General features: G+C 41.2%; 11 protein-coding genes. 2 read left to right on the forward strand and 9 right to left on the reverse strand.

Going from position 1 to position 11,986, the window contains the following annotated elements; translation table 11 throughout:
• Nucleotides 1-12 precede the first annotated feature (12 nt).
• From GDK41_RS12610 to zntR, 6 genes are all read right to left on the reverse strand, one after another.
• Nucleotides 13-414, reverse strand: a complete 402-nt coding sequence (locus tag GDK41_RS12610; protein WP_172971614.1) for a GNAT family N-acetyltransferase — start codon at nt 412-414, stop codon at nt 13-15.
• A gap of 1 nt (nt 415) precedes the next feature.
• Entirely contained in the window at nt 416-622 is a 207-nt protein-coding gene (locus tag GDK41_RS12615) for a DUF3283 family protein (RefSeq protein WP_152086732.1), read from the reverse strand.
• 88 nt (nt 623-710) lie between these two features.
• The gene (locus tag GDK41_RS12620) at nt 711-959 is read right to left on the reverse strand and encodes a DUF1289 domain-containing protein (RefSeq protein ID WP_152086733.1); all 249 of its coding nucleotides are present in this window, start codon (nt 957-959) and stop codon (nt 711-713) included.
• Nucleotides 960-1,071: 112 nt separating this feature from the next.
• Entirely contained in the window at nt 1,072-2,181 is a 1,110-nt protein-coding gene (locus tag GDK41_RS12625) for a 1-acyl-sn-glycerol-3-phosphate acyltransferase (protein WP_152086734.1), read from the reverse strand.
• A gap of 65 nt (nt 2,182-2,246) precedes the next feature.
• A complete protein-coding gene (locus GDK41_RS12630) occupies nt 2,247-3,509 on the reverse strand; it encodes an SO_0444 family Cu/Zn efflux transporter (protein ID WP_172971615.1) in 1,263 nt (420 codons plus the stop codon).
• On the reverse strand, nt 3,493-3,906 hold the full coding sequence (zntR, locus tag GDK41_RS12635) for a Zn(2+)-responsive transcriptional regulator (protein ID WP_152086736.1): 414 nt from the start codon (nt 3,904-3,906) through the stop codon (nt 3,493-3,495). The genes GDK41_RS12630 and zntR overlap by 17 nt, the downstream gene beginning before the upstream one ends.
• 74 nt (nt 3,907-3,980) lie before the next feature.
• Between zntR and GDK41_RS12640 the strand changes: the two genes are divergently transcribed.
• Together GDK41_RS12640 and GDK41_RS12645 are read left to right on the forward strand one after the other, a co-directional pair.
• Complete coding sequence (locus GDK41_RS12640) at nt 3,981-4,928, forward strand: D-2-hydroxyacid dehydrogenase (RefSeq protein WP_152086737.1); 948 nt, start codon at nt 3,981-3,983, stop codon at nt 4,926-4,928.
• Nucleotides 4,929-5,094: 166 nt separating this feature from the next.
• On the forward strand, nt 5,095-5,469 hold the full coding sequence (locus GDK41_RS12645; RefSeq protein WP_152086738.1) for a DUF3192 domain-containing protein: 375 nt from the start codon (nt 5,095-5,097) through the stop codon (nt 5,467-5,469).
• Between the two features lie 313 nt (nt 5,470-5,782).
• On the opposite strand, the gene GDK41_RS12650 is transcribed toward GDK41_RS12645, so the two are convergent.
• The 3 genes from GDK41_RS12650 to GDK41_RS12660 form a co-directional block, all read right to left on the reverse strand.
• Nucleotides 5,783-6,697: a GGDEF domain-containing response regulator gene (locus GDK41_RS12650; protein ID WP_152086739.1), complete on the reverse strand. Its 915-nt coding sequence runs from the start codon at nt 6,695-6,697 to the stop codon at nt 5,783-5,785.
• A complete protein-coding gene (locus tag GDK41_RS12655; RefSeq protein ID WP_152086740.1) occupies nt 6,698-10,414 on the reverse strand; it encodes an ATP-binding protein in 3,717 nt (1,238 codons plus the stop codon).
• Nucleotides 10,415-10,529: 115 nt separating this feature from the next.
• Entirely contained in the window at nt 10,530-11,936 is a 1,407-nt protein-coding gene (locus tag GDK41_RS12660) for a PhoH family protein (protein ID WP_152086741.1), read from the reverse strand.
• Nucleotides 11,937-11,986: the final 50 nt, after the last annotated feature.

Below are 11,986 nucleotides of genomic sequence, written 5' to 3' on the forward strand. Positions count from 1 at the left end.
AAATAGGTTACATTAATTAGATAAACACATTGCCACAAGATCGCGCTTTTGCGCAACATAACTGTCGAAATACGGCTGTAATTGCATCGGTAAAACACACTCATAAAAACCGAGTTGCTGATAAAAACTAGATAAGTGTCTGTAAGCAAAGGTATAAACAGTACAGGTTTGCTGTGCAATAACCTGAGTCAGTAACATCCGAGCAATCCCCCTACCACGGTGCTCACTGGCCACTAACACTGATGACAATAGTAATATGCCTTGAATATTTTGCACCCGACATGCCGCTACTATCTCAGAGTCTTTCACAACCCAATTTTGATCCTGCTTGTTCGCTCGGCCGCGTCCTCGGTGATGTTTATAAAACTTATTGATCAGAGGCGTTGATATGGCATCTAATTGCAGAGTCTGCACTCTAACCTGCAAGCATAATACTTAAGTAATACTCAAAGCGCTGTTTTAAGGTGTCTTGTTCAGACAGGGGGCGATTGTTTATGGTTTCATAAACAGCTTCACGTGTATTTTTTGCGCGCTTAATTTGATAAGCCCAAAACGAAGCTTCATAGTCTAATTGAATTTGATATTTTTCTTGTCTGGGTAATTTGCACAAGTTAAAACTCATAACCTATCCACATCATTGCATACATTTGTAGGAGGCTTAGTGTAACACACCTTTATTTATTGCAATTAAGCTTTGCTGATAAGTAAAGCTAAAAATCTAAGGATTGTTGATCGTTCTGTTGCTTATTTTGCCCTTCGAGCTTGTTCTTATTGGCTAAGTAACGTTTATAACGCTGTTGACACAAAACAATGACTTTGCGTTTTTGAGCATTGCTTAAGGTATTCCAGGCAAAGCGCTCCTCTCTGCTACGATAGCAACCTTTGCAATAACCTCGATTATTAACCTGACAGATCCCCTTACATGGACTTGGGATCTCAAAAATCTCTATCTGTTCCATAATGCCCACATCAATCAACTAACTTCAGTATAACGTGATTTAGTGCTCAGATAGCAAACAAAAAACCACTCTTAGCTGAGTGGTTTTAATCAATAGGTAAATATAGGCTTTGTTAAGAGACTAATTTTCTTTTAAGCGGCTCTGCATAAATAGCAAGCACCTGCGCTTTTAGTTCTTCTGGCACCTTTTCTAGCCATTGTAGAAAGTCTTGTTGCTCTTGAGAGCTAGTTTTACTGTCCTCTCCCGCAGCTATGTAATTACTTGGGTGCAAGTAGTATTGACCTAAAATCTGCTGATCTATACTTTGTGCTAACTGCTCAGGGGTATCGCAGTTATCAGTGATAGGCTGGCCAAATGCCACATGCACGTGCCCTTTATCAGAGCGGATCCCTTCAACAATACTTTCAATATCTTCACCTTGCGCCTTCACATAAGCGCCGAATTCTCGCTTATGAACAAGCTCTTTTGCTTTGGCAACCGCACATGGCTCATATTGATACGATATAGACACAGGTACTATTTTTAAAGTACGAACATAATCGTCAAACGATACCTTGAGCTTTCGACCCTGTAATTGAAGCATTTTTAACAAAGCAGGATCGGTCTGATCAACACCATCTTTGGCACGACCTTCTTTTTGTGCAATCCAAATAGAGTGTCCAGACTGCAAGGAATCATAAATATATCCAGACAACTCAGTCAGCGCTTTTAGCATCTCTTTTGGCGCCTTCGCCGAGCGCTTAACGATAAAGCTCTTGTTTAAACGCATTAATTCAGTAATGTACGGCACCTGTAACAAGTTGTCACCAATTGCAATACGCACGGTATTCATCTTGTATTGGTGTAACCCCCAATTCATCAACGCGGGGTCTAACACGATATCTCGGTGGTTAGATACAAACAAGTAAGCCTCGTCTTTATCTAATTGCTCTAAACCTGAATAGCTTACCTTAGATGTAGTCTTGTTAATTAACATTTCAAGATAATACGCTACCTCATTTTGTACCTGCTCAACCGTCGTAAACCGCCCCCACTTACCGCGCAGCCGCGCACGTACAAGCGGTCTTGCAAGCACCGACCAGTGACTTAACCAAGCAGGCAGATTGTACTTTGCAATAACATCTATAAAGGCGTTATCGGCTAGTAAACGCCCAAGCGCTGCGGGTACTTCATCATCGTTATAAGGTCTTATCTGTGCGTACTTATCCACTAAACTACTCATTTATCTAAGGATTAAACTTCAAAACACGGTATTTTATCGCGCTTACCTGCAGTAAGCCAAGATTATCAAGTCTGACCACCTTTGCAAGTACCGCTTTTGCTATTTCTTCTGCACTTTTCCCATATAGCGAGCACGATTAGGCGAGCCATCAATACGAGCAGCACCCAGGCGCTGAGTAACGTAAGCCAATGTGGTAATACCTCATGTTGTATTTGATGCATCGGCTCGACTGTAAAACCATATTCAGACACTAAAAAATCAGTTAAAAACCCAAACAAAATGGCCACCCCTATCACAGCGCCCAAATACGCAACAACAGCTCGTTTACCTAACTCCTTAGCAACTACACCCAGTGTTGCTATATTCGTTGCAGGGCCTGCAAGCATAAACACTAAAACTGCGCCTGGCGAGACACCAGCCATAATTAACCCTGCAGCAATAGGGGTAGAAGCGGTTGCACAGATGTACATTGGAATACTAATTAAGATCACAACCAACATGGCCAGCACACCGCTGCCCCATTGACTCAAAAATGACTCTGGAACATATGTTTGTACTAAAGCAGCAAAAAATAACCCTATCATCAGCCACACCATGGTATCTGAAAGTAACTTATTACTACTAAACTTTACTGCTTGAACAAGCTTATCCATTAACGTCTGTGCTTGCGAGGTAGTATCACTTGCACAACAACTATCGCTACTATCTTGCTTTTGTTCTGGCGCGCAACAGTCTGAATTTTTCTCATTAACAATGCTTTTATCATCACAACAACTCGCGTGTACCAAAGCTGCTTCCTTTGGGGTGCAGCAACTTGGTTGAACGATATTAGATTGAGGTTTTGTAGCATCACAGCTGTGATGGCTCGTTGTGTGCAACACACTCGCTGTCGATGTAGCTTCAGCGGTTTGCTCATTTACTGGTTTTGGTTTTTTTTCTTTACCAACTAGAACCCCCGCGACGATCGCACTACTGACGGCTGCTATCGGCCTTATTACAGCCATAAAGGGACCAAGTAACACATATGACACTGAAATGGAGTCTACTCCTGTTTCAGGTGTTGAAACTAAAAATGCCGTAGTCGCACTTTTAGAGCCCCCCGCTCTTCTTAGCCCTATTGCAGCGGGGATGACACCGCAAGAGCACAAAGGCATCGGCGCACCAATCAAGGCCGCTTTTATGGTGGTCCATAACCCCTCTTGCCCCAGGTGCCGCTGCAAGAAGTCTTTTGCAATAAATACATTGAGTAAACCAGCAAGGAGCAACCCAAGTATCAACCAAGGTGCTGATAATAAAAATAGCTGCCAAAAATTAATTACAAGTTCCATCAACATCCTCCAACGCGGTTAAAATTGAGCAAAAATCTGCACTTTCTGGCCCACCACAGCAGCGCTTTGCCAACTTCGACAAAGACTGTTCGAATCGTTGCAACTCAGCAATACGGCCCCTAACCAATTGCAGCTTTAGTAACGTGATCTCTTTAACCTCTTCACAACTATGCTGGTGCTTTTCTATTTGTATCTGCAACAATTCACGAATTTCTTTTAGGCTAAAGCCCACCTCTTTTGCACGCAAAATGAACTGCATTTGTCGTTGTTGCTCCTGAGTATACATACGATACCCCGATTCAGTTCTCGCGCTAGGGGTTAATAGCTTATGCTGCTCATAGTATCTTAGTGTGTCTGTTGAAACACCTAATGACTTTGCCAACTCGCCTATTTTCATCTTTGTCTCCTTTATTGTGTGATAAAGTATAAACCTTAGAGCTAACACCAAGGTCAAGATTTTTTGGAAAAACTATGAACATTGTATTACTTGATGCAAAGACCCTTGCTGATACTTCACTGTCGCCATTCCAGCAGTTTGGACAATTCACTGCGTATGACAACACCCCACCCGCGCTAGTAGTAGCACGCTGTCAACATGCTGATATTGTGATCACTAATAAAGTACGCCTAGATGCAAAAGAACTTGCTCAACTGCCAAACTTAAAGCTTATTTGTGTAGCGGCAACGGGAACTAATAACATCGATCTCAATGCTGCTAAAGCACAGGGCGTAACAGTCACCAATGTCGCTGGCTACTCAACGGCTTCCGTTGTTCAACACACTTTTACCCTATTAGGCAATTTGCTGGGTAATGTACATCAGTACATAAAAGACTGTGAGCAGGGCCTTTGGCAACAAAGTGATATGTTTTGCCGATTGGACCACCCAATTACAGAAATCGCTGGCAAGTGTTTTGTCATTGTAGGTTACGGCACGTTAGGCAAAGCAGTTGCAAAGGTTGCCAGTGCTTTTGGTGCTCAGGTTATCATTGCTGAACACCAACATAGCAAAACAATACGACCCGGACGCACCGCCTTTGAAAGCGCGCTGCAACAAGCAGATATCGTTACCATTCACTGTCCGCTTAATGACAAGACCAAAGACCTTTTTGAACACTCCACGCTTGCGCTGCTCAAGCCATCAGCGGTGCTTATCAATACTGCACGTGGTGGCATAGTCAATGAAAAAGCACTCGTCAACGCATTAGAACAAGGGCAAATTGCCGGTGCAGCAGTTGATGTTCTATCTAACGAGCCGGCACAAAGTAATAACCCCTTACTAAACTATAAGGGCAATAATTTACTACTTACTCCTCATATTGCGTGGGCAAGTAAAGAGTCCATTGAAAGATTAGTGCAAAATCTCACACAAAATATCAAAAGCTATGTTCAAGGACATACTCAAAACATCGTTGAGTAAGCTGTTGTCTAAAAAGCTAAAAAGTGGTTAATTTAGCTAAATATTTTGTTTTTGTTACAATAGAAATAATTAGCAACACACTATAACGTAATGATACAAAATACATTTTTCATTTTGGCAAAAACTTTGCTTAGATAGATACAAATATTGTTAAGGATCATAAAAAATGAAAAAACTACTTTTAATTGCTGCGCTTGCAACCCCATTACTTTCAGGCTGTATTGTTGCAGTATCAGACGGCGAAGTTGAACATCGCTGGGCTAAACACAACGGTAATTGGGAAAAAACCTTTCATGACAATCGCCAGAAAATTGCTAAGTTAAGTATCGGCGCCGACTATCAAAGTGTATTAGATTCGTTTGATACACCAGAGTTTACTGAATTAGTAAAAAAAGGCGATAACGTTTATCAAGTATTGTACTTTGGCACCAACAGTAAGCACTCAGATGGTAAAGTCACCAAAGATGAATGTACGCCGCTTGTTTTTAAAGACTCAAAGTTAATTGGCTTTGGCCAAAGTGCAATGGCTGAAATTTTATAACGTTTTTAATACCAAACTAGTTAACTAAGCGGTCAAAGTTTCTCGATTTATTTGTTCTAAAAGAGAAGGTTTTTAAAGCGTTTGGTGTCACCTTTAGTCCCTCAAAATGACTGAGTGTTATTGCAGAAAATAGGTGGGAATAATCAGTCTCACCTATTTAACCTCAGCTTCGTAAAGGGCCAAAAATAGTTAATATCAATAAAACTTGCCTGGGATACAATCTGACCACGGGGCTTTCTTCAAACTGGCCGTTTTTATATAAGAGTGATCGGGCCATCACAGGTGAATATACTGAGAGCGTGAAGAAATTCGCTTATCCAGCGCTGAGGTTACTTACCACCACTATGCGCTCTTGATTAGCGTGAGCCTGCGATAACGCATCGTCGGCTGCTTTTAAACAGCACGCAATACCAATAGAAAAGTCTCTGTTTACAATCACTGTACCAATACTAATACTGACGTGCGCACATATCGGAGATGCCTTGTGAGGCAGCAATAGTTGGTCGACCGCATCATGCATTGCCTGACAAAGAGACTCAACTTGCGCCGGTTCCTCCCCTGTAACCACAACACAAAAACGCACACCATCATAACGTGCTACAAAGCCTTGGCGGTGATTAATAACTTCTTCTAACGCATGTGCCACCTTTACTAGGCACTCATCACCGCCAGCATAGCCATGCACGTCGTTGTAAGCTTTGAAGTAATCGATATCGACTAGCATCAACGCCAAACTTTGCTCTGTACTTTGACATAGTTGCCACTGCTGCGCTAAGTGTTTATCAAGCAACCGACGATTGGGTAGTTCTGTTAGCCCATCAATTGATGCTAATTTCTCTAACAAATCACTTTTTTGCTTCAGAGCGAGGTGAATTTTAACTCGAGCTTTAACGATTAAAGGACTAAACGGTTTGGTTATGTAATCCACAGCGCCTATCTGCAGCCCTTTCACTTCATCACTGTAACTGTTACTTAAAGATATAATGATGACAGGGATCATATAGGTTGCTGGCGATTCTTTTAACTTTTCTAAAAACAAAACACCACTGTCATCAACTAACCTAATATCCGTAATAATTAAATCTACGTTTTGTGAAGCAATAATTTCTAATGCGCTCGCCGAGCTGTCACATATCGTAACTTGGCAGTCTTCGCTTAGGGTGTTTTCCAATACAACTCTGTTTAAAGGGTCACTGTCGACAACAAGAACATGGGCACTAGATAACATTCACCTTCCTTTATTCTGCATCAATATATACTCTCGAGCTTGAGTTAAACGCATCATTAACTGTGTAACCAAGTGACTCTGTTGTAATTGATTAGTTTGCTTTAAATACTGCTCTAACTGCATAGCCGCTTTGGACAATGCAACAAAACCAATTCCACCGGCAGCCCCCTTAATGTTGTGCGCCATCATTTGTAGTTTAACTACATCATTTTGTGCAACAACCTTTTGTAAATATTCTGTACACATATTAGCAAACTTATCAAGCATTTTATTTAATAACTCAGCATTACCCATCATTTGCTGAAGCGCTAATTGCCCATCAAAAAACGAGGTCTCACTCTTGATGTATTGCTGTAGCGTTTGGTGAAGCAGGTTGTGTGCCACTGGCTTGGTTAAATAGTCACTCATGCCTACTTCTAGGGCTTGTGCTTGCTCACTCGTCTGAGCATTTGCCGTGAGCGCGACAACAGGCTTAGTAAATTCAGGTAGTGCTTCTTTGAGCATATGCGTTGCTTGAAATCCATCAATACTCGGCATATGAATGTCCATAAATATAATGTCAGGCTGCAACGCACTTACTACATCAACCAAATTAGTCGCAGAATTCAGAACAACAACATTTGCACCTAATGTGCGCAACATATTCTCGGTGATATCAAGGTTAAGACTATTGTCGTCAACAACTAGACATAAACAGCCTGATATCTCTTGTTGCATTTGAGGCGATTCTGACGTCATTTGCTGATGTGTTAAAAAGCAAAGAACACTTTGCGAAAACATTATTTCGGGTTCACACATCACAGTCGTTGAACGCAGTGTTGGTAAAGAAAAGCTAGGATCGGTCGTGATCACATGCTTTAAACTTCCAACCTGTTTAGGCATATACTGAGCAAGCGCATTCGCTTCGCTGCGCTCACAAATCACTAAACTTTTATACGCTTTTTTCACTAGCTCTTGTGCGGCTTCATTGGCGCTGTGTACAACGCAAATATCGTGCAGGCCAAGTAAGTGCTTTACCTTATCTTTGCCACACAACCACAATACTGGCGCATGTTCTTGGCGTATCGCACATTCTGCCTTGTCAAAATTTAAAGAAAACGAAAACTCGCTCCCTTTATCAAGTTCACTCGATAATGAAATACTTCCCCCAAGTAGTGAGACTTCATGTTTTGCAATCGCCAACCCTAAACCAATTCCCTCATGCTGACGCGATAAAGACTCATCACCTTGCGTGAATGCATCAAACAAACGCTGTTGATCCTCGATTTTGATTCCGATACCAGTATCTGCCACACAAAAACGAATTAACTGCTGCTCTTTATTGTCGGTGATCACTGACAACTTCAACGTGATACTCCCTTTTTGCGTATATTTAACCGCATTGTTGAGTAAGTTCAGCAATATTTGTTTTAGTTTGTTTACATCACTTTGTAATATCGGCCAAACTCGTTCATCAATTTTAAGGCTCAGGGAAAGTTGCTTTTGCTCACTTAAAGGCGCTATCAGCTCTTGGCAATCCTTAATTAATGTTGCAACACAAAACGGTTCGATACATACCGCTTGTTTTTGCCGCTCCACTTTGGCAAATGTAAGAATACTATCAAGCATACTAAGCAACTGGTGTGATGCATGCTCCACCTTTGCTAACATCCCTAAATGCTGCTCGCTACAGTACTGCTTTTTCATTATTCCCACCACACCTTGGATCACATTTAAAGGCGTACGGATCTCATGACTGATGTTAGCGATAAAGCGACTCTTAGCTAAAGTAGCACGCTCAGCATCAAGCTTTGCTTGCGTTAGGCTTGTAATGTCTTGCAAATGCAACACGTAATATTTTGCAACCTTCGCTTTATCCCACACAAGCGATACACTTAGCTGCAGCCAACTGTATGGTGGCTTTTGAGAAATACTTAGCTCTAATACATTTTTAGTATTCTTTAGCAACATGCTCAGTATATGAGAAATCGCTAAATAGTTATCTGAAGAAAACAATGAAGACAAGTGTATATTTGGCTGAAATCCGCTGCACTCAAGATACCGACGTGCCGCTTTATTCATTGCTAACACTTCTTTTTCCAGAGACACTAAAATAACGCCATTGGGCGCATACTCCATGGCAGCTTTAAAGTTTTCCTCGGAGGTTTGTAATGCTTTTATCGCTTGTTGTTGGGCACTAATATCCCGTGCCACTCCCAGACTGCCTAATATCCCTCTTTGTGAATCTAAAAAAGGACTCAGAGTTAACAGGTAGCTTTTGTCGTCTAACACAACGGTTTGCGTAATGGCTTGCATTTGCTCATGCATTTGTTGTTCGAGTGACAATAATTCAGGGTATAAACAGGTAATTTCATGCAACTCACGCCCTACTAAAGACGACTTTTCAATCCCTAAAAACAGTTCAAATGCTTTGTTACAACCAATAAACGAACCATCGATATTTTTAAAATAAATCAGATCAGGGACACTATCTAGCACGGTGTTTAGTAAAGCAGCTTGGCGCTCTTTCGCTTCCAAAGAACGTGACAAAGCCTTTTTTTGCGATTGTACTTGCTCATCTAATATTTCGTTATTGCGTTGTAATTGCTCAAGCAAGCTTTGCTTTTGAGTTATGACTTTTTTTACTGTTTTGAACCATGGCTGCCAATCTGTAGGGACAATATAATCAAAAGTACTTTTTGGCGTTTGCTCTTGATGTGTAAGGTAGTTTAAAAAGTAACTAACAGGACGAATAAAAATACGGTTGCCTAACCAACTTAACAACACATAAATGGCAACCATAAAGGTCATCAAAAAGCTAAATTCAAGCAATACCTCAAATAAAACAGGCTTAATAAACTGCATCTCATCTTGTTCATACACCACATCTATGGGCCCATAACCTCGCAGCGAATACAACTGCACACCACCTAACCATGGAATAGCATTGCTGGTATTATTTTTTGGCCTCAGCTCTATGTATTCATCATTGAGCAAACTGCGTTTATCAGAGTTTAACAAGCTCACCTTAACATGCTCTACCGTCAGCTCGTTTAACCAATCCGCGATATCTTCACTGTCGTACACCAACATCGCATATTCACCCTTTGCATCGCCACTTTGCTTTGCAACACTAAAATAATACTTATCTTCGATTTTTACTCGCTGACTGCTGCTGAGATTATATTTTGAAAAGTCAGGGGCTAATTCGCCGTCGAGCATGGCGCTGAGTAGATGGCTAGTATCGGCGTTCCTTCGTCGAACAAAGGCAAATTGCCCTTCTTTTACATAAGCGATGGCATCTAGCGAAGGGATGAGTGATAAAGCAGTATTGAATGCAGGTCCCAGCGCAAGTATTTGCTGCCAATTATCGGGCACACTCGCATCCTTTTGTAAAGTTCTGCGAACCACAACTTCACCTCCATCAGCTGCAAGTTTATGATAATAACTACCTGTTTTATCGAGCGTTTGCAAAATAGATTCTTCAAACTGATAACTCAGTGGCAATTCAATGCTGGTGAAAATATTGTCAATTACATTGCTGGCCTGCGCCGACTTTTGCTTCACCTGAGAGTCAATGGCCTGATAATAAGCTTGGTGCTCTAAAAAAGCTCGATTTAGCTTAATGTGGTATAAGTGTAAACATAAAAATCCAGCGACAAATATCGACATAAATAACCCCGCCAAAGCAGCTCTTCGATATTTTTTTAGCGGAATAAAGTCTTGCGTCTCGTCCATTGCAGCCAAAGTTCTTATTGTTTATTAGGCAGAAACATTACCAGTAATGAAAGGATTGTCTATTAAAAGTAGTTCAAAGCAGGCTGCAATGTTGCAGCCTGCAAGTGTTTATTGACTATAAGTCTTCTTCTGCAAATGACGCTAAACGACTACGTACTACGCCATTTAAATTAATTGTGGCACTTCCCTCAAAGTGTTTAAAACGCTCAACTAAGTAGGTTAAACCTGATGTAACCGGCGTTAGATAATTACTATCAATTTGCGCCAAATTACCCGTGCATATTAACTTAGTGCCCTCACCACAGCGCGTAATGATTGTTTTCAACTGTGATGCGGTCAAGTTTTGACTTTCATCTAAAATAACAACCGCGTTTTGAATACTTCTCCCTCGCATAAAGTTTACGGATTTAAATTGGATGTTGGCTTTTTCCATAATATAGTTTCGGCTAGATATAGGACTTTCGTCATTTTTATGTAATACCTCCAAAGTGTCGGTAATAGCCGCAAGCCAAGGTGCCATTTTCTCTTCTTCAGTCCCGGGCAAAAACCCGATGCTTTCAGCAATCTCAGGTGTATTACGCGTCACAATGACTTTATCGTAAATACCTTTTTCAATAATCATTTCAAGCGCACTTGCTAATGCTAGCAACGTTTTACCGCAACCGGCAGGCCCTGTAAGAATAACTAACTCAATATCAGGGTCTAATAGTGCATCTAGCGCCATACCTTGATAAATATTCTTTGGTTTTACTCCCCATGCCATTTGGTGCATTAAGCGCTCTCGGCTTAAATCTTTCAAGGTAATATGTTCATCATCATAGCTATCCACTCGCGCTGCAAAGTGCTCACTATCATCAATGAGGTACTCATTGCAAAATACGTCAGGCAGCAGCGCTTTAGGTACGTGGTGCAAAGTGTAACGACCTTGCTGCTGCGAAGTGCATTCGCCTACATTTTGCCAAAAATCACCACTGATCTTTAAAAAGCCAGTGCTGAGTAACTTAATGTCATCAATTAACTGATCGGTACGATAGTCCTCTACAAACTTAAGCCCTGCTCCCTTGGCTTTAAGTCGCATATTGATATCTTTAGTAACTAAAACAACCTTCTTCTCACTATATTGTTTTTGTAAGCGCACCGCACAGTTAATAATACGATGGTCATTCTCGTTACCTGGTAACCCTGAAATGCTATCAGGAAATAAATGATCATTCACAATAACCAACTTGCCTCGTGCAAGTGGACCATGTTCTTTATCAGATTGAATACTGGGTAATCTCACTCCTTCTAGCATTTGTTCGGGGGAGGCATCTTTTAGTACATCGTCAAGGCTACGAATAGCGATTCTGGCGTCACGACTAACATCGCGCTTTCTATCTTTAATGTGATCTAGCTCTTCAAGTACTGTCATGGGAATTACCACGTCATGTTCTTGAAAGGAAAGATAAGCGAGGGGCTCGTGAAGTAGTACGTTGGTGTCAAGTACGTACACTTTTCTGTCTAGGTCTTGATCTTTTCCCATAGCGCATTCCTGTCGTTTGCAATTAAATATGCTATACCCAATACATTTGT

This window comes from Pseudoalteromonas sp. A25, assembly GCF_009176705.1.
GTDB lineage: Bacteria > Pseudomonadota > Gammaproteobacteria > Enterobacterales > Alteromonadaceae > Pseudoalteromonas.